Annotated in this window: 20 protein-coding genes and 3 tRNA genes; 11 read left to right on the forward strand and 12 right to left on the reverse strand. The window is 42.0% G+C overall.

All coding sequences use genetic code 11. From position 1 onward, the window contains the following. Window positions 1-8: 8 nt before the first annotated feature. Window positions 9-473, reverse strand: a complete 465-nt coding sequence (tsaE, locus tag P2E05_RS18610; RefSeq protein ID WP_154623468.1) for a tRNA (adenosine(37)-N6)-threonylcarbamoyltransferase complex ATPase subunit type 1 TsaE — start codon at window positions 471-473, stop codon at window positions 9-11. Window positions 474-818: 345 nt separating this feature from the next. Between tsaE and queG the strand changes: the two genes are divergently transcribed. Further along, window positions 819-1,976 (forward strand): tRNA epoxyqueuosine(34) reductase QueG, encoded by a 1,158-nt coding sequence (queG, locus tag P2E05_RS18615; RefSeq protein WP_154623469.1) that lies wholly within the window; start codon window positions 819-821, stop codon window positions 1,974-1,976. 687 nt (window positions 1,977-2,663) lie between these two features. Here the strand turns inward: queG and P2E05_RS18620 are convergent. From P2E05_RS18620 to orn, 5 genes are all read right to left on the reverse strand, one after another. Next, a tRNA-Gly gene (locus P2E05_RS18620) sits at window positions 2,664-2,739 on the reverse strand. 39 nt (window positions 2,740-2,778) lie between these two features. Further along, window positions 2,779-2,854 (reverse strand) — tRNA-Gly (locus P2E05_RS18625). A 39-nt stretch (window positions 2,855-2,893) separates the two neighbouring features. Then, window positions 2,894-2,969: transfer RNA gene (locus P2E05_RS18630), tRNA-Gly, on the reverse strand. A 370-nt stretch (window positions 2,970-3,339) separates the two neighbouring features. Continuing rightward, complete coding sequence (locus P2E05_RS18635) at window positions 3,340-3,552, reverse strand: DUF1471 domain-containing protein (RefSeq protein WP_154624508.1); 213 nt, start codon at window positions 3,550-3,552, stop codon at window positions 3,340-3,342. 281 nt (window positions 3,553-3,833) lie between these two features. Next, a complete protein-coding gene (orn, locus tag P2E05_RS18640) occupies window positions 3,834-4,376 on the reverse strand; it encodes an oligoribonuclease (RefSeq protein WP_154624509.1) in 543 nt (180 codons plus the stop codon). A 117-nt stretch (window positions 4,377-4,493) separates the two neighbouring features. Here orn and rsgA point away from each other — a divergent pair, with 117 nt between their 5' ends. The 4 genes from rsgA (at window position 4,494) to P2E05_RS21800 (ending at window position 10,384) form a co-directional block, all read left to right on the forward strand. Further along, window positions 4,494-5,546: a small ribosomal subunit biogenesis GTPase RsgA gene (gene rsgA / locus P2E05_RS18645; RefSeq protein ID WP_163863233.1), complete on the forward strand. Its 1,053-nt coding sequence runs from the start codon at window positions 4,494-4,496 to the stop codon at window positions 5,544-5,546. A gap of 157 nt (window positions 5,547-5,703) precedes the next feature. Then, window positions 5,704-6,615 (forward strand): archaetidylserine decarboxylase, encoded by a 912-nt coding sequence (gene asd, locus P2E05_RS18650; protein ID WP_247046951.1) that lies wholly within the window; start codon window positions 5,704-5,706, stop codon window positions 6,613-6,615. Window positions 6,616-6,648: 33 nt separating this feature from the next. After that, a complete protein-coding gene (gene mscM, locus P2E05_RS18655) occupies window positions 6,649-9,990 on the forward strand; it encodes a miniconductance mechanosensitive channel MscM (protein WP_163863237.1) in 3,342 nt (1,113 codons plus the stop codon). A gap of 64 nt (window positions 9,991-10,054) precedes the next feature. Then, window positions 10,055-10,384 carry a hypothetical protein gene (locus tag P2E05_RS21800; RefSeq protein ID WP_154624512.1) on the forward strand — a complete coding sequence of 110 codons (330 nt, stop codon included), beginning with the start codon at window positions 10,055-10,057 and terminating at the stop codon, window positions 10,382-10,384. 12 nt (window positions 10,385-10,396) lie between these two features. Here P2E05_RS21800 and P2E05_RS18665 read toward each other — a convergent pair whose 3' ends face one another. From P2E05_RS18665 to pldA, 5 genes are all read right to left on the reverse strand, one after another. Further along, entirely contained in the window at window positions 10,397-11,188 is a 792-nt protein-coding gene (locus P2E05_RS18665; RefSeq protein WP_154624513.1) for a tetratricopeptide repeat protein, read from the reverse strand. A gap of 655 nt (window positions 11,189-11,843) precedes the next feature. Next, a complete protein-coding gene (gene yigL, locus P2E05_RS18670; RefSeq protein ID WP_272657853.1) occupies window positions 11,844-12,662 on the reverse strand; it encodes a sugar/pyridoxal phosphate phosphatase YigL in 819 nt (272 codons plus the stop codon). A 13-nt stretch (window positions 12,663-12,675) separates the two neighbouring features. Beyond that, window positions 12,676-13,671: a lysophospholipase L2 gene (gene pldB / locus P2E05_RS18675; RefSeq protein ID WP_154624515.1), complete on the reverse strand. Its 996-nt coding sequence runs from the start codon at window positions 13,669-13,671 to the stop codon at window positions 12,676-12,678. 16 nt (window positions 13,672-13,687) lie between these two features. Next, window positions 13,688-15,514: an ATP-dependent DNA helicase RecQ gene (gene recQ, locus P2E05_RS18680; protein WP_163863243.1), complete on the reverse strand. Its 1,827-nt coding sequence runs from the start codon at window positions 15,512-15,514 to the stop codon at window positions 13,688-13,690. A gap of 131 nt (window positions 15,515-15,645) precedes the next feature. Beyond that, window positions 15,646-16,539, reverse strand: coding sequence for a phospholipase A (pldA, locus tag P2E05_RS18685; RefSeq protein WP_154624517.1), 894 nt, complete (start codon window positions 16,537-16,539; stop codon window positions 15,646-15,648). 156 nt (window positions 16,540-16,695) lie between these two features. On the opposite strand from pldA, the gene P2E05_RS18690 reads away from it, so the two are divergent. The 6 genes from P2E05_RS18690 to prfH all read left to right on the forward strand — a co-directional run bounded on the left by P2E05_RS18690 (window position 16,696) and on the right by prfH (window position 24,373). Further along, on the forward strand, window positions 16,696-17,166 hold the full coding sequence (locus P2E05_RS18690) for a thioesterase family protein (protein ID WP_154624518.1): 471 nt from the start codon (window positions 16,696-16,698) through the stop codon (window positions 17,164-17,166). 159 nt (window positions 17,167-17,325) lie between these two features. Continuing rightward, window positions 17,326-18,216: an EamA family transporter RarD gene (rarD, locus tag P2E05_RS18695; protein ID WP_272657854.1), complete on the forward strand. Its 891-nt coding sequence runs from the start codon at window positions 17,326-17,328 to the stop codon at window positions 18,214-18,216. Window positions 18,217-19,075: 859 nt separating this feature from the next. After that, window positions 19,076-20,428: an APC family permease gene (locus P2E05_RS18700; RefSeq protein WP_154624359.1), complete on the forward strand. Its 1,353-nt coding sequence runs from the start codon at window positions 19,076-19,078 to the stop codon at window positions 20,426-20,428. A 191-nt stretch (window positions 20,429-20,619) separates the two neighbouring features. After that, window positions 20,620-22,341, forward strand: coding sequence for an amidohydrolase (locus P2E05_RS18705; protein WP_154624358.1), 1,722 nt, complete (start codon window positions 20,620-20,622; stop codon window positions 22,339-22,341). 287 nt (window positions 22,342-22,628) lie between these two features. Then, the gene (locus tag P2E05_RS18710) at window positions 22,629-23,765 is read left to right on the forward strand and encodes an RNA ligase RtcB family protein (RefSeq protein WP_272657855.1); all 1,137 of its coding nucleotides are present in this window, start codon (window positions 22,629-22,631) and stop codon (window positions 23,763-23,765) included. After that, window positions 23,765-24,373 carry a peptide chain release factor H gene (gene prfH, locus P2E05_RS18715; RefSeq protein ID WP_272657856.1) on the forward strand — a complete coding sequence of 203 codons (609 nt, stop codon included), beginning with the start codon at window positions 23,765-23,767 and terminating at the stop codon, window positions 24,371-24,373. Before P2E05_RS18710 ends, prfH begins: the two co-directional genes overlap by 1 nt. A 47-nt stretch (window positions 24,374-24,420) precedes the next feature. Here prfH and P2E05_RS18720 read toward each other — a convergent pair whose 3' ends face one another. Beyond that, on the reverse strand, window positions 24,421-25,005 hold the full coding sequence (locus P2E05_RS18720; protein WP_154624355.1) for a 2OG-Fe(II) oxygenase: 585 nt from the start codon (window positions 25,003-25,005) through the stop codon (window positions 24,421-24,423). Between the last annotated feature and the right edge of the window lie 14 nt (window positions 25,006-25,019).

Consider the following 25,019-nt stretch of genomic DNA (forward strand, 5'->3'; position numbering starts at 1 on the left):
ATATATCCTTAAAGAGCGGGTAGTTCTTCTAACAACGACTCCCCATTTGCAGAAAAAGCAATCAAGTGAGCCTGACGTCCTTTATCCTGATAGGTCAAATGAAGTTCCAAGTCCGCCTCAGGTAGAAAACCTTTACCTTGTTGAGGCCATTCAACTAGGCAGATCGACTCAGGGGAAAAATAGTCACGGATCCCCATAAATTCCAATTCTTCTGGGTCGGCTAAACGATAAAGATCAAAATGAAAAACTTGTCGCTCAGGGAGATCATAAGGCTCAACCAGTGTGTAAGTCGGGCTTTTCACATGACCTTGATGCCCTAATGCCTGCAAAAAACCTCGACTAAACGTTGTTTTACCTGCCCCAAGATCGCCATACAAGTTAATCACTGCACCTTGTTTGCAGGCCTGTGCAACTGCACGCCCTAGTGCCACGGTTTGCTCTTCGTTGGCAAGTTGTAATATGCGTTCTTTCATGAATTATTCAATCAGCTATAGTAAGGAAAAAACAGATCAATGTTGATATTAACGACTATATTAACTCAAGCCGATCCATTTTTCTTAAATAACATTACAGAAATATTGGCATCATGGATATTAAATTAGTCATCGAACTTAATCACACAACGAGATTAACAAGTCGATATTTTGTGAATTCACCTAGCCATGATAAAGTTCTCAAGAAATGGAGGGCGTCCAGCTTAGATGACTGAACACGGTATTTGGGGTCTCACTCAAATAAGATGCATTCACAGACAAACAGACCACCAAACGTCAATAACGCTTAGCAAGGTATATAGCCTAGTATCACGATAAAATCTCATGGCAACACTTCTTGATCTCAACCTTCTCGCTCAAAATATCAAGCAATGGGGAGTAGAAATTGGCTTCCAGCAAGTCGGTATTTGTGACACTGACCTTTCGTTAGAAGAACCAAAATTGCAGGCATGGCTGGATAAACAGTATCATGGCGATATGGCGTGGATGGAACGCCATGGAATGATGCGAGCAAGGCCACATGAGTTACACCCTGGCACATTGCGCGTCATTAGTGTACGTATGAATTACCTTCCTGCAAAAGCCGCTTTTGCGAGCACTCTCAATGACCCTAAACTGGGGTACATTAGCCGTTATGCCTTAGGTAGAGATTATCACAAGCTACTTAAAAAACGCTTAAAAATGCTGAGTGACCGTATTTTAGCCTATTGTCGAGAACACACCTGTTCAGAAGAACTCAATTTTCGCCCTTTTGTTGATTCTGCTCCCATCTTAGAACGTCCACTCGCCGTCAAAGCCGGTTTGGGCTGGACGGGTAAACATTCGTTGATCCTCAATCGTGAAGCTGGATCCTGGTTTTTTCTCGGTGAATTGCTGGTCAACTTACCCCTTCCTGTCGATCAGCCCGTTGAGGAGCAATGTGGCCGTTGTGTTGCCTGTATGACAACTTGTCCGACGGGGGCAATTGTTGAACCATACGTTGTGGATGCTCGCCGCTGTATTTCTTACCTCACAATTGAACTGGACGGCCCAATCCCAGAAGCGTTTCGCCCCCTAATGGGAAACCGTATCTACGGTTGTGATGATTGCCAATTAATTTGTCCTTGGAATCGTTTTTCTCAATTAACTGACGAAGAGGATTTCAGCCCAAGACGGGTGCTACACACACCGGAGCTTCTCGATCTCTTTAGTTGGGATGAAGCCACTTTTTTAAAAGTCACTGAAGGCTCTGCAATTCGCCGAATTGGTTACCTGAAATGGCTAAGAAACATCAGTGTGGCATTGGGAAATGCGCCTTATCAAGACAATATCGTCATCGCTTTACGTTCCCGCTTAGGCATGGGGGAAATGCTAGATGAACATGTCCAATGGGCGATACAACAACAATTGAATCGTAGAGAAGAAAACCAAGTGACTATTCAAACTTCACAACAGAAACGCCTTGTACGTGCCATATCTAAAGGTTTGCCTAGAGACGCTTAAAAATAATACGTCATTATATCCTAAATAGACAAAAGTCAACCTCGTGTGAATAAAATAAAAAATTGCTTAACTGACAATGGTTAAAGGATTTGCAAGTTATGACACCCACATTTTCAGCAAATTTTTTTATACTTTAAATTCAATAAGATAATTAATAACTCTTGGAAATTATTTTTTCAATTATGTAAAAATACTCACAGACACATCCTGTGGATAACTCTGTGTAATAAAGTATTACAGAGACTTATAAGCGACTTTGTTTCGATAATAGATTGTGGATAACTTATTCACGGCAGGAAACTAAAATAAAGCGACTTTTTGCTACTCACAACAGAAGTAAAGTTATAAAAATGTAAGATTGGAACAATAAAATTAACTAAAACGGCAAAAAATAGATCTTTTGTATACTACGCAACCAAAACTATAACATTTGAAATAATAATTTATTTCCCCAATCAGTAAGGGGTGGCTATTCTATGGCGGCAACCTAATGAATGCAAGCAGAAAAATCCCCAAGATCCTAAAAAGATCCCGAACCGTATCAAGGCAGCGCCTTTCGCTTAGGCTTAAAAGAATAATCGCCATATCGTTAACGATATTCAATATCGATAAATAACGGTTTTTGCTTAGGTAAACGATCTGTGGCTTTAAAATGAGTGTGGATGGCGTCGAAAATACAGTGAATTTTGGAGCGGGAAACGAGACTCGAACTCGCGACCCCGACCTTGGCAAGGTCGTGCTCTACCAACTGAGCTATTCCCGCATTTGGTGTGAGTACTGCAACTAAAACACTAAGAGAGATTGGAGCGGGAAACGAGACTCGAACTCGCGACCCCGACCTTGGCAAGGTCGTGCTCTACCAACTGAGCTATTCCCGCAGACCGAAAATAGTGTTTTAGCAAAACATTAAGAGAGTTTGGAGCGGGAAACGAGACTCGAACTCGCGACCCCGACCTTGGCAAGGTCGTGCTCTACCAACTGAGCTATTCCCGCAAAACTGCATCTTTTTGCTTTACCGTACAGATAAAAATCTTCATCGGTACGGGGAGCGCATTATACGAGAAATTGCACGGCAGGCAAGTCCCTTGTCGCAAATTTTTCATTTTTTTGTTCGTTTGCTGATAAATTGGGCATTATGATGATTTTATCAACGATGAAAGTAACCTTCTGATTTCAATCGGTTAACACTTTTTTACTTTTGTGTTATTCCGCATAACGCACTCAACAATAAAGCACGCTAACAGACATGTTGACAGCCATTTGATGATAAAGAGAGATGAGATAAATAGCGGTAAGCAGTTAATATCGCAAGCAACGGAGTGCCTTCAATAGGCATTCCGTTAACTCGACTTAGCAACAGAGCTTATTTATTGAGATCTGCACTCATTGTCACGAAATTACCAACACGCGCACTGGTAATTTTGTAGCTGTCCGCACCCGCCTCTTTTGCTTTCTGAGCAATCATAGCTTCGGTAGAAGCTAGCGTGTCACCCGTTGCTGTAACCGTTTGAGCTGAAGCGCCGAAAGCCACTAAAGATAACAATGAAGCTGTTGTTAATGTTTTAATCATGTTCATAATTTTTATCCTTTAATTTTATCGTTAAAATTGACTTGATAACCCTTGTTATCTGCTATGCCATTAATTTAACCTCAAGTTACCGCAAATAAAAGCAACTAAATTTGGCTTTGTTTATCAATTTTTTTGAATAAAAATAGCGAGATCAGCACTTCATCCTATTAGGAAAATAAGTCATGAATACGTCAACAATAACGAGGAGTTAAAGAAGGTCAGCTACTAACATAAATAGGCCACTTATCGGTGGCCCATCTATTTTTAATCGCCTGGTCTAATCGGCTTTATTTAATAAAAGTTTCGCGGTAATAGGCTAATTCAGCAATGGATTCACGAATATCATCTAATGCTTGATGGGTACCTTTTTTCGTAAATCCCCCCAGTATTTCCGGTTTCCAACGACGAGCTAGCTCTTTTAATGTGCTGACATCAAGGTAGCGATAATGGAAATAACTTTCTAATTCAGGCATATAGCGAAATAAAAAACGACGATCTTGACCAACACTATTACCACAAATTGGTGAAGCGCCTTTTGGCACCCACTGCTCTAAGAAAGCAATCGTCGCTAATTCAGCGTCATGTTCACTGAACGTACTGCTTTTAACACGTTCAACTAATCCACTTCCTGTATGCGTATTGACATTCCATTCGTCCATCAAATCCAATTGCGCTTGTGTTTGATGAATCGCAATGACAGGACCTTGTGCTAAAATATTAAGTTGACTGTCCGTAACAATAGTCGCGATTTCGATAATACGGTCACGCTCAGGATCGAGACCGGTCATTTCTAAATCGATCCAGATTAAATTATTCTCATTCTTTTGCATCATATACCCTAACTTGATCCGGTGGAATTCGTGTATGATAGCGCGTTTGAGGTATCGACGCGATCCACTCAATGAAGCAAACAAAAAAACTCAGCCAACAATATCAAGAGAGGTCAGGTGGCTAAGCAGAAATTGTCAAAAGGCCAGCAGCGCCGCGTGCAGGCAAATCATCAAAAAAGACTGAAAAAACAAAATGTCACTGAAATTGATGATAGTCAACTAGGAGAGGCACAAGAAGGGCTAGTTATCAGCCGGTTTGGACAACATGCTGATATTGAAGCCAATGACGGTACATTGCAGCGTTGTAACTTGCGCCGCACTATCTCGTCTCTTGTGACTGGCGACCGTGTTGTTTGGCGCCCGGCACTGAATACGCAAACAGATAACAAGGTGAACGGCATTGTCGAAGCGGTTCATGAGCGCCGCTCAGTCTTAACACGACCTGACTATTATGACGGGCTGAAACCCATTGCTGCGAATATTGACCAAATCGTGGTGGTTTCGGCAATCCTACCGGAACTTTCTCTCAATATTATTGACCGCTATTTAGTGGCTTGTGAAACCGTTGGTATTCAACCAATTATTGTTCTGAATAAAATTGACCTGTTAGACCAAGAGAACCGCGAATGGGTCAGTGAGCTGATGACGATTTATCGCGATATTGGCTACCAAGTCCTCGAGGTATCCAGTCATACCAACGAAGGAATGGAAGCGCTCACTAACTTATTAGAAGGCAAAATATCGGTCTTTGTGGGGCAGTCCGGCGTGGGTAAATCCAGTTTACTGAATGCATTATTACCACATAATGAGGAAGCTATTTTAGTAAATGAAGTGTCTGACACCTCGGGGTTGGGCCAACACACGACAACAACGGCGCGCTTGTATCACTTCCCTCATGGAGGTGACGTTATCGACTCTCCGGGCGTACGTGAATTTGGCTTATGGCACCTTTCAACGGAACAAGTCACCAAAGGATTTGTCGAATTTAAAGATTATTTAGGTGGCTGTAAGTTCCGAGATTGTAAACATTTGGATGATCCCGGCTGCCTACTGCGTGAAGCAACAGAAGATGGGAAAATCGCGGAATCACGCTTTGAAAATTACCACCGTATTTTAGAAAGCATGGAGCAAGTGAAACCGCGTGGTAATTTCACGGGGAAAGAGAAATAAACCGGCTTAAAACGTAAGTGTGTGCTTACATTTTTTTATGGACGCACAGGCTAAAGGTAAAGATTTTTAAGCCCATCGAAACAAAATAGCCTATTTAAAAAAGCAAAGGTACAATAACGCCTTTTTGCTAACTGGCCTTTTCGAATTTGAGGTTAACGTGCTAGATAAGATTAAAATACGTTTACAATATTTATTACCAAAACAAGGTCTTACACAACTTGCGGGCTGGTTTGCCAACAAGCAAGCTGGCTTCATCACTCAGTGGGCCATAAAACTATTTGCTAAAGCCTATAAAGTGGATATGAGTGAAGCACAAAAAAGCGAATTCACCGCTTATGCCACGTTTAATGATTTTTTTGTACGGCCATTGAAAGACGAAGTTCGTCCATTGGTTGAAGGTCAACATCAATTAGCCCAACCTGCTGATGGCGCTGTCAGCCAATTAGGCCCAATTCAAGACGGTCACATTTTCCAAGCCAAAGGTCACAATTATACGGTGGAAGCTTTACTGGCGGGTAACTATCAGTTGGCAGAAAAATTTCGTCACGGCGACTTTATTACCACTTACTTATCTCCAAGTGATTATCACCGTGTTCATATGCCTTGTGATGGCTTATTAACCGAAATGATTTATGTTCCTGGGGATCTTTTCTCTGTGAACCCACTCACTGCCGCCAATGTACCGAATTTATTTGCACGTAATGAGCGCCTGATTTGTGTGTTTAAAACCGAGATAGGTCTGATGGTACAAATTTTAGTTGGTGCAACAATTGTCGGTAGTATTGAAACCGTCTGGAGTGGCTGCGTTAATGATCAACGCCAAGGTATTATTCAGCGTTGGACTTATCCAGACCAATTAACTGAAAATGCGGTATTCCTGAAAAAAGGCGAGGAAATGGGTCGTTTCAAACTTGGCTCAACCGTTATCAACCTGTTCGAAGCTAATACAATCCGTTTCAATTCTTCACTGATCCCAGGTTATGCTACCCGTATGGGTGAGCTATTGGCTGAAACGGTCTCAAATGACACTTTAGCGGCGGCTACCGCTGAACAAACAGAAACTCAGTAATACTCAATTAATGATTTGAAGGAGCTCCCGACTGTGCGCTTGATTATCAGTTTTTTTTTCAGCCTGCTAATCGCCTTTTCTGCGGCTGGGGCTCCTAATACCACGCTAAATGAAGCACAGATTAAGCAGGAGCTGTCTCAACTAGATCCGAGCAAAAATCCCAAAGATGCGGAGATAGCGCAAGCTTTACAAGGCGCTCTCAACTGGATCAGTGAAGCCAATGAAGCGGATGCTAGAGCCAAGTCTTACCAAGACGCCATTGATAATTTCCCTAAAATTATTAAAGGGTTAAGGCAAGAATTACTCAATGAAAGTGATGAGCCACCGGCTATCCCTGCCAATATCAGTTTGTCTGAGCTTGAACAACAAATTATTCAAGTCAGTAGCCAACTACTTGAACAAGGAAGAAAAACTCAGCAAGAACAAGATAAAGGACGTGAGATTAGTGAGTCACTCAGTGCGCTTCCCAAGCAGTTGTCAGAGTCACGACGCTTGCTTTCTGAAGCGGCTTTTCGTTTACAATCGCTAAGTACGCCCTCGACACCATTAGCGGAAGCGCAGTCAATCCTTGCTCAAGCAGAAGTAAGTGCTCGCAAATCCGAAGTTAATGAATTGGAAATGGCACAGTTATCAGCCAATAACCGCCAAGAGATTTCCCGTGTCACATTAGAGATCAATAAAAAACGCTACAACCGGCTAGAACTTGAACTGCAAAAATTGCGTGAAGTGCAAAACACGTTACGTCAGCAAAAAGCCGTATTAGCCCTTGAGCATACTGAAATGCTGGCTGAGCAAGGCGAGCTGACCCCTTTTCTAAAAGAACAAATTGATATTAACCGCAAATTGTCACAAGAGCTAACTGACCAAGCGGTTCGCATGAACAATATCAGTACTAGCCAAGCAGAAATTTCCTCGGGTATCCAAGATGCACGCCAAGCACTCACCACTATTCGTGAACAAGCACAATGGCTTGATGGTTCAAGTACGTTAGGAGAAGCCTTACGCACTCAGCTATCACGCCTACCTGAGATCCCTAAAAGCCAACAGCTTAACCGTGATATGGCTGACTTACGTGTGCAAAGGCTAAACTATGAAGACATGCTTGATCGGCTATCCAAGCTGGATACTGCCACACAAGAAACTGAAAATAATTTAAGCCCAGCACAAGCACAAGTTTATTCATCGCTGATCAAAACGCGTAAAGAGCTGCTCACGGCACTGATTTCAGGCTTTGATACTGAAATGCTTGAGCTAACGAAATTAAACGTAGCCACTAGCCAGCTCACCGATGCATTGAAAGATGTAAAAGATGCCTCACACCGTTATCTGTTTTGGGTCGCTGACGCACCGCCAGTAACGCTTCACTATCCTGTCTTATTGATCACTGATATTACCCAGTTGCTCTCTTTAGACACCTTATCGCAACTGACCGGTGCCTTAAAGGTGATGCTGACGACCCAAGATACTTTTTTGTATCTGCTCGGCTCAATCATTTTAGTTATCTTCAGTATCAGCACTCGTAAGCATTATCAGGATTTTCTTGATCGCGCTAGCTTACGTATTGGTAAAGTCACCCAAGACCATTTTTACCTCACTGTACGAACCATTTTTTGGTCTATCATTGTGGCGCTACCACTCCCGATGATGTGGTCCGCCATTGGCTACGGGTTACAAAGTGCATGGCAATACCCGATGGCGGCGGCGATAGGTTATGGCGTCAGCGCGACGACACCGGTGCTATGGCTGTTTATGATCAGTGAAACCTTCTCTCGCCCCACAGGGTTATTTATTGCACACTTCGGCTGGGATAAAGATGCCGTAAAACGTGCGATGCGTTACTATCGCCTCGCTATTTTCGTTATTGTCCCCTTGATGATGGCGCTGATTACTTTTGAGTATTACAGTGACAGAGAATTCGCCTCAACCATTGGTCGCTTCTGTTTCTTGTTACTATGCTTTGCATTGAGTTTAATGACCAATAACTTGCGTCGCACACACGTTCCACTCTACCTTGATAGACATGGCTCAGGCGATAATCTCATCAACAAGGCATTATGGTGGATGCTACTCGGTGCACCAGTCGTCGCTGCTTTTTTCTCTCTGTTAGGGTATTTTTCAACCTCTCAAGCCCTGCTCGGTCGTTTAGAAACCTCGGTTGCCATCTGGTTTGTGTTATTAATTATCTATCATACTATCCGCCGTTGGATGTCAATTCAGCGTCGTAAACTCGCCTTTGAACGCGCCAAACAGCGTCGTGCAGACATCTTAGCCCAGCGGGCAAAAGGAGAGGATGACTCACAACAGCCAAACGCCAGTGGAGAAGGTAGTATTGATATTGATGAGCAAGTGATTGACCTTGATGCGATCAGCGCACAATCCGTCGGCTTAGTACGTTCGATACTTACGATGATTGCCTTAGTCTCTCTGATTTGGCTGTGGTCTGAGCTGCACACTGCATTTTCGTTCCTTGAAAATATTCGCTTGTGGGATGTCACCTCTACCATTAATGGTGTTGATACTGTGCAACCAATCACGATGGGATCGATTTTTATCGCCATCTTGATCATCATTGTCACCACGCAATTAGTCAGAAATTTACCTGCATTGCTTGAGTTAGCGGTGTTACAGCATTTAGATTTAACCCCTGGCACGGGTTATGCCATAACCACACTGACGAAGTACTCACTCACTATCATAGGCACCATTGTTGGTTTCTCTATGTTGGGGATCGATTGGTCGAAATTACAGTGGTTAGTCGCCGCCATGGGGGTTGGGTTAGGCTTTGGTTTACAAGAGATCTTTGCCAATATCATTTCCGGTCTAATGATCTTGTTTGAAAAACCTATCCGAATTGGTGATACCGTCACCATACGCAATTTAACGGGTAGTATTACTAAGATTAACACCCGTGCGACCACCCTGACTGATTGGGATAGAAAAGAAATTATTGTGCCCAATAAGGCCTTTATTACAGAACAGTTTATCAACTGGTCTCTCTCTGACACCATCACACGTATTGTTATGACTATCCCTGCTCCTGCGGATGCAGACAGCCAGCAAGTCACCTCCATCATTCTCAGCGCGGCTGAACGTTCGAGCATGATATTGGATAACCCGAATCCTGAAGTTTATTTGGTCGATTTACAACAGGGTATTCAGATTTTCGAATTACGCGTCTATGCTGGCGAAATGGGGCACCGCTTACCAGCACGGCACGAAATCCATCAAAATATATTGGCGGCATTTGCAGAACAAGGGATTACCTTGCCATTCCCTCCATTCCAAGCACGCGTGGATATACGTGATAATGCATTACAAAGTGCAACGAATAATCTTGCAGGTCGCAATCCTCCACGTAAATCAGGAGAGCTATAACCGCAGAACTTAATGGTCAATAACTTAGGTTATTGACCATGATACTAATTTTTAAGGTAGTGAAATGAAAGCACCTATTGATCCACAAGATGAGCAGGTTTTATTACGAGTCACTCAATTTGATAAAGTTGGCTCGATCCTCTTTTTCCTGATCCCATTGATTATCTTGTTAGTCGTCGGAAAATCATTTGCCGTCTATATACTCTATTTATGGCAAGCGCTTTCCCTACTCTATATTGTGGCTTATCGCATGTTGGTGAGTAAATTATCAACCAAAGCGTTACAGTTAAATGTACGTAGAGGCTGGGGATACAATCGGTTTTATCGTATGAGTTGGGCCTATCTCGTGCTATCGATCATTATCATGGTGGGATATCGGATCATATCCCACTGAGTTTACTGTTCGTCAGCTCGCCTTAGATCCATAGGATTGAATATAATTCTCAGCGAGTTGCTGTGCTTGTTTTAAGTCATTTTCATTTAATTGCTCGGCAATTTTATTTTGCAATTTCTGGCTCTCTTTATTACCACTATAAACTGCGGTTGCCAGCCAAGCATAAGCCTGTTGCAGGTTTTTCTTGACGCCTTTCCCTTCTGAATACATGACACCTAAACGATCTTGCGCTTTTGCATCACGCTGTTTAGCTGCTTTACGGAACCAAAACACGGCTTTTTCATTATCCTGATCAACACCGCTACCAATTGAATACATTTGGCCGATGTGGAATTGCGCAATGACATTGCCACCTTGCGCTGCTTTCCTAAACCAATAAGCTGCTTTTTCGAGATCTTGTGCGACACCAAGCCCTTGTGCATACATCATCGCCATGTTGGTTTCTGCACGGGTGTCATTTTGTTTAGCGGCTTGTTGATACCAAAGCATCGCCTTATCGTAGTCTCGACGCACACCGAAACCATTCACATACATCGTACCTAATTGGAATTGTGCATCAGAATTACCTCGGTCACCTGCTTTAATAAACCATTCCGCTGCAATTTTTGAGTCCTGAGAAACGCCATTGCCTTTAAAATAGCGCTGACCTAGAAGGTATTGCGCTGTTGGATCACCTTTTTGTGCTAACTGCGTAATTTGCTCTATGGTCTGTTGAGGAGGTGCCGATTTTGTCGACGGCGTGGCAAGTAACAGTGAACTATAGCAAACAGAACCTAATAAGAGCGCTAACGCAATTTTTTTCATCCTAAACAACCCTCAACAGTGCAAAATACCGACTGAGAAAACAGTGTGATCCATTATTATCGGCAGGCTGCGGTTTGACTATAGCCTAAACTCACAGCCGACTCGTCATAGTTTAATGCGACTTTCATACAGAAAGAATAGGAAAATTGAGTTTATTACTGATTTAGCACATTTTTTACTTTTATTATAGAAACTGAGGTATTTCCTGACCAAGTCAAATAAAAACAGACTGTTCTCTAAAAAATAAGACAGAATTATTTATAGTGCGCATCAATGAGTATGGTTTAACCTCACCCATTCAGTAAGACAGTATTAAGCGATGTATCTCTACCTGTCCCCTTATTTTATGCAACCGCTATTGCAATAACGCATTTATTTTCTGCGTGATTATTCCATGAATCGTATTGAATGACTGACTATGGCCACGGGCTGTTGCAATAGCGTGACCCAGCTTTCCGTACTCACAACACTTCCTTCTTTTATTTTTCTCAAATAAAAATAAAATCTATTTTTATGTTTTTATATAAATCCGATTTAATAAAGGAATATTTATCCGTGATGCTATTGACTATGTTAACGCCAATATCGAGTATAAATAATTAGAGGCAGTATAATTTGCCTCTAATTTGGAATAATCTCTTTTTCGTGTTGTCAGTTAACTAACAGGATGAGTGAGATACAGTTTTCTCAGGTAGTTTGCTACCGCATCATCTGCATTAGAGCCAATAATTTCAAGTTGTGGTAATTCATCTTTGAGCATTTGATGAGCATTTTCCATAATGCAGCCTTTACCTGATAAGGTCAGCATTTCTTTATCGTTCATCCCATCACCAAAGGCGATACAATCATGAACTTGATAGCCCTGCAACGCCGCAACTTGTTGCAACGCTTCACCTTTAGAGACCACTCCAGCCATCACTTCAAGGCAACTACGTAATGAAAATGTCACATTGACGCGGTCTTGCCAACGCTCACGGATCCGATTTTGTAAATCGACTAACAAGTCGTGATCTTCACTCGTGTAATAGACTTTACACACGTCAGAAGTATCAAAGTTATCGCGCTCAAATAAGGTATATTGAAACACGGATTCTTTGAAAAACTCTTTTTGTTCAGGGCTTTCGCGGTTAATAAACCAGTCATCACCACTGTAATAGTTAGTCACAAGATCAGGATTATCGAAGTCCATCAAGCACAATTCATGTGCAATGTCAGGATCAACATTATGTTTAAAAATCAGTTCGCCCTTTGTATTGTGAACTCGAGCACCATTGGAGGTGATCATATAAGCATCAATACCTAAACCATCTCTAATTTGTGCAACATCCACATGATGGCGGCCCGTTGCAAACACAAAATGGATATCTTGTGTTTCGACTAACTGTTTCAACGTTTCCTTGGTAAAAGAGGTCAAATCATGATTGGGAGATAAAAGCGTACCATCCAAATCAGAAGCAACAACAGGATATTTCATAAATCATTCCTAACTAATACTGCTCAAAAAAATCACAGATTGCATTAAGTGCCATCGCTCTTAGTGCATCCACTTCAAACAGGATTTCATGGTGTGCCCCTTCTATCACGAGAGGTAATTTTTCTTCTCTTCCTGTTTGTGCTTTTTGCCGACTTTGACAAAAAGCCTGTAGCTCTCGATTGCTGACCACTTTATCTTCACTTGCTTCTAGTAGCATCAGTGGTACATCAATTTCTCCCGCTCTTGCAATCAGCTCATCACCAATTGCAAAACTTTCTTTTAGCCAATGATAAGTTGGCCCTCCAAGACGCAAGTCAGGATAGTCGGCATAATAACGCAAATAACGCCGATAGCGCTCTTGACTGTGTGTCAGGACGTTAATCATATAAGGTAATGGCTGCCATTTACCCGTCGATACCGCATACTCATTACGCACACTTTGGTGTAATTCTGCCCTATCAACAATAAAGCTGGCTAGCCAATGTGGTATAGGTAAATTAATCCCAATCATAGGCGCACAAAGCGCAGCCGCATCAAAAGTCACCTTATCTCGCAATAAGTAGCCTCCTAGGATCGCTCCTCCCATCGAGTGGGCTAAGGCATAACATTTGAGATAATGCCGACATTGCACTTCAAGTTCAATAAACTTTGCAAAATCATCGATATAATCAGTGAACTTTTCAACGTGCCCTTTTTGTGGATCGGCAAGCATACGTCCTGATCGTCCCTGACCTCGATGATCCACAATAAAGACATCAAAGCCAAGATGATAAAAGTCATAAGCAACTTCAGGATATTTCACATAGCTTTCACTACGCCCTGGAGAGATCACAATGGCTTTACTGTGCTGAGAATTGATAAAACGAACGTAACGGATAGGCACATCATCTACCCCCAAAAATTCAGCTTCCTCTCGCTGTATCCAGAAATCCAAAAGAGGCCCGTTGGTAAACGCAGCAAATTGAGCTTCTCGATTTAACCAGCTCTCTTTTAGCTTCTCAGGGGTCATTATATTTATCCTTTCGTCATTCGTAACCTTCAAGATGATCCCGAATCAATGTCATAAAGGCATCACCAAAGCGTTCTAGCTTCCGTTCTCCCACGCCGTTGATCAACAACAATTCTGAGGAAGACGTAGGGCAGTGCTCTGCCATTTCAATCAGTGTTGCATCATTAAAAACCACAAATGGGGGGATGTTTTCTTCATCGGCTATAGATTTACGTAATTTGCGTAGCTTAGCAAACAACTTCTTATCATAGTTACCCCGATAAACTTTGTTTTGCTGATTACGGCTTTTTGTTACTAAAACGCGAGGAACGGCTAATTGCAGTGATGATTCACCGCGTAAAATCGGCCTAGCTGCTTCAGTAAGTTGTAATGCGGAGAAATGAGTAATATTTTGTGTGATCATGCCAAGGTGAATTAATTGACGGATCACACTCACCCAATGCTCATGGCTTTGCTCTTTTCCGATACCGTAAACAGGTAATTGGTCATGGCCTAATTCCCGAATACGCTGATTATTCGCCCCACGTAATACTTCGACAATATAGCCGATACCAAAACGTTGACCAACACGATAAATGCACGAGAGCGCTTTTTGTGCATCGACTAAACCATCATACTGTTTTGGAGGGTCTAAACAGATATCACAGTTCCCACACGGTGACTGCCTATTTTCGCCAAAATAATTGAGTAGTACCAATCGACGACAAGTTTGTGCTTCAGCAAATGCGGCTATCGCATTTAGTTTATGCCGTTCAATATCTTGTTGCAGACCCGCGGGTTTTTCTTCGAGACAGCGGCGTAGCCATGCCATATCAGCGGGATCATAAAAAAGGATTGCTTCCGCCTCAACCCCATCACGTCCGGCACGTCCAGTCTCTTGGTAATAGGCTTCAATATTGCGAGGAATATCAAAATGTGCAACAAAACGCACATTCGACTTGTTGATCCCCATACCAAATGCCACTGTTGCCACAACAATTTGCAAGTTGTCTTTTAAAAAAGCATCCTGAACCCACTCACGTTGCTGGCTATCTAATCCCGCGTGATACGCTGCAACACTTAGCCCCCGTTTTTGTAAGCGTTCGGCGGTTTCTTCCACTTTACTACGGCTATTACAATAAACGATACCAGCCTTGCCTTTCTGGGCTTTAATAAAAAACCAAAGTTGTTCCAGTGGCTTATACTTTTCTACTAAGGTATAGCGAATATTCGGTCTATCAAAGCTACTGATTTGTATCAACGGGTCATGTAAATCGAGCAAGCGAACAATATCTGCTCGTGTTGTTTCATCTGCCGTTGCTGTTAATGCCATCACTGGCACATCAGGAAAATGTTGTCTCAATTGCCCAAGGGCACGATATTCAGGACGGAAATCATGGCCCCATTGTGAAATACAATGAGCCTCATCGACGGCCAATAGACTTATATTCCAATTAGCCAGTTGGTTTAGAAAGTAGTCAGTCAGTAATCTTTCAGGGGCGATATACAGTAATTTCAAAACACCTTGCGCGCACAGATCCATGACCTCACGCTGTTCTTGGGCGGTCTGAGAAGAATTTAAACAAGCCGCACTAATGCCATGAAGTCGTAATTGATCGACCTGATCTTTCATTAATGAAATTAAGGGGGAAACCACCAGCGTCACCCCCTCCTTGACTAGAGCAGGCACTTGATAGCACAGAGACTTACCGCCCCCTGTTGGCATGAGTACTAAGCAGTCACGATGGTCAAAAATTGCTCGAATAACGGCTTCCTGCCCAGGGCGGAAAGACTGATAACCGAAAGTACTGTTGAGTATACTTTCAGCAAGTGAAAACTGGGAGATCACTTCTGCAGTAGACACGCGGATCCTCAAATTACAAACTGATAGCTGCCCGTCAGAGAGCAGCGTCTAAATAGTGGGTTAGTGCCCGAAGCCTTTCAAGGTATCGCTTGAATTAAGGTTGTCGTATGCTAACAAATAAGTGCTAACGACTAAAGCATATCATTTAGCATCACACCGATACCAAAGCGAGTTTGCCGATAATCATAATCGATCATGGATTCGCCGTAACCGCTAAATAATTGGGTATAGAACCTCACATGCTTGGTGATTGGATAGCTCCAACCTAGCTCAGCCGCACCATAGCCACTATTCCAGTTATAACGCCCCGTTGCCGTAAATACACTATCACCTAAGGCATAACCTACTTTTAACCGGTAATAGCCCATATATTTGGTGATATCTTTATTATCATCACTTCCTTCACTTTCGTGAATGCGATACCAAGGTTTTAAATCGACTTGCCAGTTACCATTTTGGGCCATAGCACGTGCATAAATACGATTCCAACTGCGTGACGTCGGCTCAGAACGGCCATTCGACTCATGGTTGAAACCCGTTTCTAATTCACGTAACGTCCAACCCCCCCACTGGTAGTCAGTCGCCCAACCAATAAAAATTTGCGGTTCATAGTTAGTATCACGAAAGGGTGAAGATTCTTTTTTATTACTTAATTGCCACCAAGAACGTTGCGTATAAGATGCGGCTAAGACGGAATTATCCCCCGCAATCCCTCTCCATAAAGGAAAAGCTAAACTCAGTTGAAATTTTACTTCGTCATGTAAAGCATCATCACCCCAATTATAGGTTTGTATCGCTTCCTTATTTATTGATGAAGTATAAGTATAAATAATGTAGTTAGACTCATATGGATAAAGTACAAAAGGATTATCGTAATTTTGTAATAAACCCGAAATAATACTCCCTCTTATTGGCTTGTTATCTGTAACTTCTTGCGAATTTGGCGTATCCGATTTTTCTGCCGCAAATAATGATACGGACCAAAAACAGAGCACTACACTAAGTAATTTGTGAAAAATGCGCATTCTGTTATTCCTATTTTGTACATTCCCAAAAAAAGTTTTTCTCATTTTACACATAAAATCTGATAACTGCTGAAAGATTATTCGTTCATTTGCTAGAGACATATTTTATACATAGTGGTAACTTATTGTTCACATATTTTTAAAGGAATAAAGCAGATGAATGACCATACTTACACATTAGAAGAAGCCAGTAAGCTCATGAGTGATGCATTTATCTATAAAATGCCTTTTAATCACCTTTTAGGCATCGAATTAGCACATATGAGCGATGATTTTGTCCAACTGACCATTAATAATCGTCCAGAATTGATAGGCAATTTCACACAAAATATCCTGCATGGTGGCGTGATCGCATCCCTATTAGATGTTGCCGGCGGCATGGTATGTATTAACCGCATTCTTCAACGTATCACCCCATTAATCCATCAAGATATCGTTGAGAAAATGTCAAAAATGGGCACCATCGATCTACGAGTTGATTATTTACGTCCTGGTCGCGGTGAAGTTTTTACGGCTAGTGCAAGTTTACTGCGCGACGGTAATAAAATTGCCGTGACTCGTTGTGAATTACATAATGAACGTAACCAGCATATTGCTACAGCCACTGCGACTTATCTAATTGGATGAAAATAAAAAGTAAAAATTTAGTTACTTACTCAACTAATGACTTGTAAAAAAACTCGAGCAATGTCACATTAATAAGGTCATAAATCGAGCCAATATTTTCTTTGGCTCGATATCTCAATCGACTTACTTTTAGCCGTTTATTCGAATTCAGAGTCAATAATGAACCAACAAAACACCATTAAGGGTGTCTTATGCGCCTTGGGCGCCTATTTAATTTGGGGCGTCGCACCTATTTATTTTAAAACCATCCAAGAGGTGCCAGCAGAAGAAATACTGACTCACCGTATTATTTGGTCATTTTTCTTTATGTTGGTCTTATTAACGGCCACTAGGCATTGGAGCTATATGCGCCAAGTGTTAAAACACCCTAAAAAAATTCTGATTTTGGGTGTCACTGCGGTAACCATTGCTTCCAACTGGCTAATTTATATTTGGGCTGTCAATAATGGTCATATGTTACAAGCTAGCCTAGGCTATTTTATAAACCCTTTAGTCAACGTCTTGTTTGGCATGCTATTTCTACAAGAACGTTTTCGCCGCATGCAGTGGATTGCCGTCTGTTTAGCGCTCATGGGAGTGCTGATCCAACTATGGCAATTTGGTTCAGTGCCGATCATTGGGTTAAGCCTTGCGGTCACTTTTGCAACTTACGGTTTATTGCGTAAAAAACTGGGGGTTGATGCTCAAATTGGCATGACATTCGAGACACTCTGGTTATTACCTGTCGGCATCATCTTCTTACTATTCTTTGCGGATAGTCCGACTAGCAATATGACAATGAATGATTGGCATTTAAATGTGTTATTAATCCTCGCTGGTGTGATTACAACGGTGCCTTTGTTACTGTTTACTGAAGCAGCAAACCACTTACGTTTATCAACACTTGGATTTTTCCAATATTTGGGACCAACAATTATGTTCTTACTCGCTGTATTTATCTATGGTGAACAAATGACATCAGAATTGTTAGTCACTTTTGGTTTTATTTGGGTTGCATTAATTTTATTTACCTTGGATGCACTTTACACACAACGTAGGTTACGAAGATAAATTCAGTAAATTGCCTATTTAAAGGCAATTATCGAAACCCTGGCCTTTTATTATTTATTAATTAGAAGGTCAGGGTTTCATTTTATGGAACTTCATTTGTTAATTTACTTTATGCATATAGACAATCGACAAAGTTATATCATTTAGATAAATGATTTCCCCAACCTAAATAAATTACAAATAACCTATTTACGATTAATAGTACCTATTATTCACATCAATAGAGAAATGATCATCTGTCATTGGCAATGGCTCTAATACTTTCATTCAAACAAACAATAAATCCAATAAAAATCAACATTTTAGAAAAGCATGTAACACATTGATTTAATTCTCAAACAAGCTATTATTATATTTATCCAAAATGAGCTTTTATTTACCCACATTAAAATCAAACCAACTTATTGAATTAAAAAAATATTTATTTTTTTAATAATTAATCATTGCGTTAAAGGAACATCGAATCTATATTGTACGCCGCTTGTATTCACCCCAGCGGATGGTGATGGTCCGATTCATCACTGACGTTTCATTAAAGTGCGCACGATGACAGATGATTTATCAAATGTCCTGGTGCGAGGTTTTCTGAAATTGAATATGAGTTCGCTCTAAAATTTATTTTAATACAATAATGTAGCGTTATAACTCAGGTTATATACTCACATAATTCTAGATGCAGTTAAACATCAATGAATGCACCGCTAATAGCATAGAAAGTGATGCTGCTTGTTCAAATGAACATAGCTACCATTTATTAACATAACGCTGCAACTGAAGTATTAACGAGTATAGCTGCATTTTAGGTTCACTCCGCCTATGGAGTTGATAGTTGTTAAGGGCTTTTGGGAAGGGCTTAAAAATGCAACAGAATACCGTTCAAATGAAACGTGTACTGACCACACCTGCGTTAGTTTTTTTCGGGCTGGCTTATATGGTGCCACTCGGAATTTTCACCACCTATGGCCAAGTGACTGTATTAAGTGAAGGCCATTTGCCTATCGCTTATCTTGTGACATTGGCTGCTGTTCTATTTACTGCGATGAGTTATTGCCGAATGACAAGTGCACTGCCGCTAGCAGGCTCTGCCTATTCATATGTGCAAAGGACGTTTGGCGGTACACTGGGCTTCCTCGTCGGTTGGGCACAATTGCTCGATTATCTATTTCTGCCAATTATTAACTATATTGCTATTGGGATCTTCGTTCATGAAGCATTCCCGAGCATTCCAATGCCAGTGATTATCTGCACGACAATTGCCGTTGTCAGCTTGATGAATATTTTGGGGATAAAATTAGTTTCCTCCATGAATATGCTGATCATCGCCATGCAAATTGTCTTTATTGCGGTCTTCTTATATCTGAGTTTCAAAACAAACTTTGTGCTAGATACTGAAGCACTACTCGCGCCGATTACGCTGGCAGCAGATCAGGTTCCTGGTTTATTTGCAGGAGCAGCGGTTCTCTGCTTAGCCTTCTTAGGTTTCGATGCCATTTCAACAATGGCGGAAGAAACAAAGGATGCTCGCAGCGCCCTACCTAAAGCGATTATCTATACCGTCTTTATTGCTGGCACCTTATTTGTGGTTATCTCGTATAGCGCACACTTAAGCTACCCTATGTGGCAAGAGTTTATTCCGAATACCGATGTTGCTAGCCTTGCAGTCATGAAACAAGTTGGTGGAGCCATGATGGCATCCAGCTTTATCACCGCTTATGTGATCGGTGTGTTTGCCTCTGCAATGACGTCACAAGCCAGTATTGTGCGTATTTTCTATGCTATGGGTCGTGATGGTGTATTGCCACGCTCTATATTTGCTTATCTGCACCCAAGGCTGAATACGCCGGTGTATTCAATTATCTTTGTTGCTATCGCGTCACTGCTCTCACTGGTACTGTCGTTAAGCATGGTAGCGTCAATGATCAGCTTTGGTGCATTGATTGCGTTTACCTTTGTTAACTTGTCGGTTATCAAACACTTTTATATCGACCGTAAAGAGGCTTTAAACGGTAAAAAACTGATCACTTGCCTGATTATGCCGTCGATTGGTGTCATACTGACCTTATGGTTATGGACAAGTTTAGATAAAGAAGCCTTTACGGTTGGCCTATGCTGGCTTGCGGCAGGCGCGTTTTATCTGACATTGCTGACACAGGGTTTCAGACGTAGTCCACCAGCAATCTCTGACGATGAGACGAATATGATTATCAATTAACTCTCGCTATTTCGAGCTAACGTATGTATTGACTAGAATCACGTATAAATGTCGCATACTGTTGCTACCCAGCTGTGCCTCGAAGTAGTTAGAGTGACATTCATATAATTGTAGACTTGGGGGAGCGATGCCTTCCCCTTTGTTATTCTGGCTCTACCTATACCGAGCCCCTGATAAAGACTGTGATAGAAATGAATAATAAAGTTGCTGATGTCATTTATTTCAACGGTTATATCTACACTGCTGATAAACAAGATAGTGTTGTAGATGCCATTGCCGTACAAGATGGTTATATTATCGCGAGCGGTACTTCTGATGAATTACATCAATATGTTGGGCCGAAAACTGAAAGTATCGATTTAGAAGGTAAGATGATGATGCCAGGCATCATCGATGGTCATATGCACCCATTTTGGGGCGGTATTCAATTATTTGGGTGTCACCTCAACTATGAATCGCTGACTATTGAACAAATTCTTCAGCGCGTCCAAGAACACTTGGATAAAGATCCTCGTACAGGTGAAAATGATTGGCTAAAAGTCACTGCATGGCTACGTCAAGGCATGTTACCCGCAGGCATCGATATGTATCGCGAAGACATGGATAAACTGAAGACAAAGCGTCCGGTCGTCCTATTTTCCAATGACTGCCACACCTTATTAGCCAATAGCCGTGCATTAGAACTCTTTGGTATCACCAAAGATACCCCTGAGCCACCTGATGGCAAAATCGGTAAATATGCTAATGGCGAGCTAAATGGCATTTTAGAAGATGCTCCGGCGATGCGTGCCGCGGATAGTATTCCATCAATTCGTGATGACCAAGCGGTTGAAGTCGCTGAATTAGTGCAAAAAGTACTCAACCAGCAAGGCGTGACCACCGTTATGGATGCGCGTGTTTCCGAACAGCAGTTAGAAGCGTTCGCGGAACTCCAACGCCGCGGTGAACTAACGGTGCGTTTTCAAGCGGCTCGAGAAATTACACCAGATGATACGCCTAATGTCGCAGCCGTTGCGGCCGCGGTGGATAAAGCCGTTGCTTTTGCCAAAAAATGGCACCAAGCTGATTGGACGCCAGCACCGGGGATTGGTCTACGTAATATCAAAATGTTTGTCGATGGCGTATTGCAATACCCAACCATGACGGCTTCATTGCTCCAACCTTATCGTATCAATAAAGGCACTGACGAAGCACCGAACTGGGTTGAAACCGATAACTACGGTGATTTGTATTTTACTGCTGAAATTCTGGATGAATTAATGGAAAAAATTGCAGCAGCAGGTTACGACCCCCATTTACATACCGTTGGTGAGGGAGCCGTTTCTATCGTGCTGGATGCGATTGAAAAGATGCGCGCGGCGCATCCAGAAAAAGATATTCGCCCAGGTCTTGCTCATAATGAATTGGTACATCCAAAAGATTATGAACGTTTTGCACGCCTCAACACTATTGCTTGCCTTTCCTTTCAATGGGCAGCCCCCACACCTGAACTGGCCGCCTTTGAACGCAAGATGTTAGGCGAAGAGCGTTTCGAACAATTGGAACCGATTGCGAAGTTTATCGATGCGGGCGCGGTAGTTGCTTTCGGTAGTGACTGGCCAATTGATGACTTTGATGAGTGGTATGATTTAAAAGTCGCAGCCACTCGTCGCGGGCGTCACATTGACGGTAACCCAGCACCCCGTCTGGATAATGACCGTGATATGACCGTGACTGAAGTTCTACGTTCAGCAACCATTGATTCTGCCTATGCTCAACACAGAGAAGATGTGATTGGTTCATTAGAAGTCGGGAAATTTGCAGACATGATCGTCCTTGATCGCAATGTATTTAAAATCCCAGCAGATGATATCGAAAATGTAAAAGTATTGCGTACGATTATTGGCGGAAAGACCGTCCATGTCGCACAATAGCTTAATATTTAATTAATATTTAGACGGCTTACTGCCTTTCAGTAAGCCGTTCTACACAGAGTAAAGCATTCTTAATCAGCAACACCATTGTGAAAACTGCTTGCAATCCCCTATCCCCCTCGTTATTATCCGCTCGTTTTTTTACTCACCCACACACTGTAAGGAGGAACATTATGACAACAATTCATCACACTCTTTGCGGGCGTACTCAGAAATAGTCTCTCTATCTCTCCAGTTCTTGCCTGCTAAATCACCTTATTTTTTCCTTAAAAATGAGTTAATGACTTATGGGCAATATCATTCATTCTGTCAGCGAACACGTCAGTTATATCGCGACAGAAAACACGTGGATTGAAAGCAAAGCGATCCAACAATTACAAACAACCGCGGCACTCCCTAACATGGTTTCTGTGGTCGGTATGCCAGATCTACATCCGGGTCGTGGTTACCCAATTGGTGCTGCATTTTTCTCAGCACAGCGCTTCTATCCCGCATTGGTCGGTAATGATATTGGTTGTGGAATGCGTTTATTTCAAACCGATATCAAGAGCACTAAGTTAAACTTGGATAAGTTTGAAAAACAGCTATCCACAATGCCGGATAGCGCTCCCTTAGAATGGCTTAATGAGCATGTTCCACATGAGATGAAATCCCATCATTTTATGTCCTCACTCGGCTCCATTGGCGGCGGTAATCACTTTGCTGAATTTCAAATCATCGACAAAATCTTTAGCGACGAGTCGATTACCCAAAGCGGTTTAAATAAAAAATGTGCATTACTGCTTGTGCACAGTGGCTCTCGTGGATTAGGCCAATCCATATTACGTCAGCATGTTGAAAACTATGGACACAATGGCCTTGAAGAGTCTTCAAATGAAGCGAAAGCCTATTTAGAGGCACACCAAAATGCATTATCTTTTGCCGAATTAAACCGCCAATTAATTGGTTTACGTATGTTGCAGCAGGTCAAGGCTAAGGGGGAAATGGTCCTTGATGTTAATCATAATTTGGTTGAGCCGTGCACTCTTAGCGGTATAGAAGGTTGGCTACATCGCAAGGGTGCCACCCCTTCTGACCAAGGCATGGTCATTATTCCGGGATCACGCGGCGATTTCAGTTATTTAGTTCTGCCTCATCCCCGTGAGGTTAGCTTAAATTCACTGGCTCACGGTGCGGGTCGCAAATGGATGCGTACGGAGTGTAAGGGGCGACTGTCTCATCGCTATACCCCATTACAGCTAGCGCGAACTGCATTAGGTAGCCGAGTCATCTGTGCTAATAAACAATTGATTTATGAGGAAGCGCCACAATCCTATAAGTCGATTGAAACCGTGATTGAAAGCATGGTGGGAGCAGGGTTAATTGAGGTTATCGCACGTTTACGCCCCTTACTGACCTACAAAACCAGTGGGGAGTGTGCGTAATGTTATTACAATTTTCGTCTGTACAAGGCCCCGAGGAGTGCTGTATTGTCGTTGAAAAAGCGTTAGCTTGCTTTTTCGTTGAAGCTAAAAAACATCAAGTGACGGTTGATCTACTCGACACTGTCGCATCAAAACACGGTTTAAAATCTGCGTTGGTCTCTTTAGAAGGGCATGACGCTGAAAAGCTAGCTCAGTTATGGTCTGGTACACTACAGTGGCAATGTCCAAGCCCCTTAAGGCCCAACCATAAACGGAAAAATTGGTTTATTAATGTGATCCGCTTTTCACCTATTCAAGCTATTGAAGAGAGTGATATTGAATTCGAATTTATAAAAGCTCAAGGTCCTGGTGGGCAGCATGTTAATAAAACTTGCTCAGCGGTAAGAGCAAAACATCTTGCAACTGGGATCAGTGTCAAAGTGCAATCTGAGCGTAGTCAGCATGCGAATAAGAAATTAGCTAAGCAACTTATTTATTGGCGTTTAAATGAATACCAAGATCAGCAAGCATCGGAATTGAATAAGCAACGGCATAATGCGCATTATCAAATAGAAAGAGGAAATGCGAATATTACCTTTTCTGGACAAGCATTTAAACGAATTAATTAATCCATTTACAGCCCACCTCCGCGAGGAGGTGGCATTCGTCAGTAAGGTTAAAGTATTTTTTCGGTTAAAAACCAACCGGCTATACTTTCACGCTTTTGTTGGGTAGGGAGAACTTCATGAGGAAACTCTTCAGACATAAACACAATCATCCGCCCCGCTAAAGGGTCAAGTTGAAACAGTTTATTATCTTGATGATCATACACAACCAATTCCCCACCATCACCTCGCTGCCACGCCTCATTCATATAAAGCACCGTCGTCACTTTGCGTCGGCCTTGGCCTTGAAAATTATCGACATGCTTTTTATAAAACGCGCCATTTGGGTAACGGCAAAAATGCGTCTCAAAGTCACGTAACCCCATGTAGCATTGTTGGTTTAATGCTTGGCGGATAACGTCCATTTTCGCCATATACTCTGCAATAGGTGCCCCCATTTCAGACTCTAGCCAAATAGTTTGGTCACCACGAATCGTTTTATTGTCTTGTAACGATTCACCGTTACCAATACGAGCGTCGTGTAGTTTTTCAGGAATGCAGCTTTTAATTGCCTGTATTTCTGACAGGTTCAAAAAGTCATCCCACACATACCAACCTTGTGTAGAAAGAGAATCAATTAACTTATTCAATGACATGATAAATATTAGAA

It is taken from the genome of Providencia stuartii (assembly GCF_029277985.1).
GTDB lineage: Bacteria > Pseudomonadota > Gammaproteobacteria > Enterobacterales > Enterobacteriaceae > Providencia > Providencia zhejiangensis.

What these genes read in the sequence shown, in the direction of transcription:
- tsaE (WP_154623468.1), bottom strand. Translation starts at nt 473, where the DNA reads ATGAAAGAACGCATATTACAACTTGCCAACGAAGAGCAAACCGTGGCA.
- queG (WP_154623469.1), top strand. Translation starts at nt 819, where the DNA reads ATGGCAACACTTCTTGATCTCAACCTTCTCGCTCAAAATATCAAGCAA.
- P2E05_RS18635 (WP_154624508.1), bottom strand. Translation starts at nt 3,552, where the DNA reads ATGAACATGATTAAAACATTAACAACAGCTTCATTGTTATCTTTAGTG.
- orn (WP_154624509.1), bottom strand. Translation starts at nt 4,376, where the DNA reads ATGCAAAAGAATGAGAATAATTTAATCTGGATCGATTTAGAAATGACC.
- P2E05_RS21800 (WP_154624512.1), top strand. Translation starts at nt 10,055, where the DNA reads ATGAAAGCACCTATTGATCCACAAGATGAGCAGGTTTTATTACGAGTC.
- P2E05_RS18665 (WP_154624513.1), bottom strand. Translation starts at nt 11,188, where the DNA reads ATGAAAAAAATTGCGTTAGCGCTCTTATTAGGTTCTGTTTGCTATAGT.
- yigL (WP_272657853.1), bottom strand. Translation starts at nt 12,662, where the DNA reads ATGAAATATCCTGTTGTTGCTTCTGATTTGGATGGTACGCTTTTATCT.
- pldB (WP_154624515.1), bottom strand. Translation starts at nt 13,671, where the DNA reads ATGACCCCTGAGAAGCTAAAAGAGAGCTGGTTAAATCGAGAAGCTCAA.
- pldA (WP_154624517.1), bottom strand. Translation starts at nt 16,539, where the DNA reads ATGCGCATTTTTCACAAATTACTTAGTGTAGTGCTCTGTTTTTGGTCC.
- P2E05_RS18690 (WP_154624518.1), top strand. Translation starts at nt 16,696, where the DNA reads ATGAATGACCATACTTACACATTAGAAGAAGCCAGTAAGCTCATGAGT.
- rarD (WP_272657854.1), top strand. Translation starts at nt 17,326, where the DNA reads ATGAACCAACAAAACACCATTAAGGGTGTCTTATGCGCCTTGGGCGCC.
- P2E05_RS18700 (WP_154624359.1), top strand. Translation starts at nt 19,076, where the DNA reads ATGCAACAGAATACCGTTCAAATGAAACGTGTACTGACCACACCTGCG.
- P2E05_RS18705 (WP_154624358.1), top strand. Translation starts at nt 20,620, where the DNA reads ATGAATAATAAAGTTGCTGATGTCATTTATTTCAACGGTTATATCTAC.
- P2E05_RS18710 (WP_272657855.1), top strand. Translation starts at nt 22,629, where the DNA reads ATGGGCAATATCATTCATTCTGTCAGCGAACACGTCAGTTATATCGCG.
- prfH (WP_272657856.1), top strand. Translation starts at nt 23,765, where the DNA reads ATGTTATTACAATTTTCGTCTGTACAAGGCCCCGAGGAGTGCTGTATT.
- P2E05_RS18720 (WP_154624355.1), bottom strand. Translation starts at nt 25,005, where the DNA reads ATGTCATTGAATAAGTTAATTGATTCTCTTTCTACACAAGGTTGGTAT.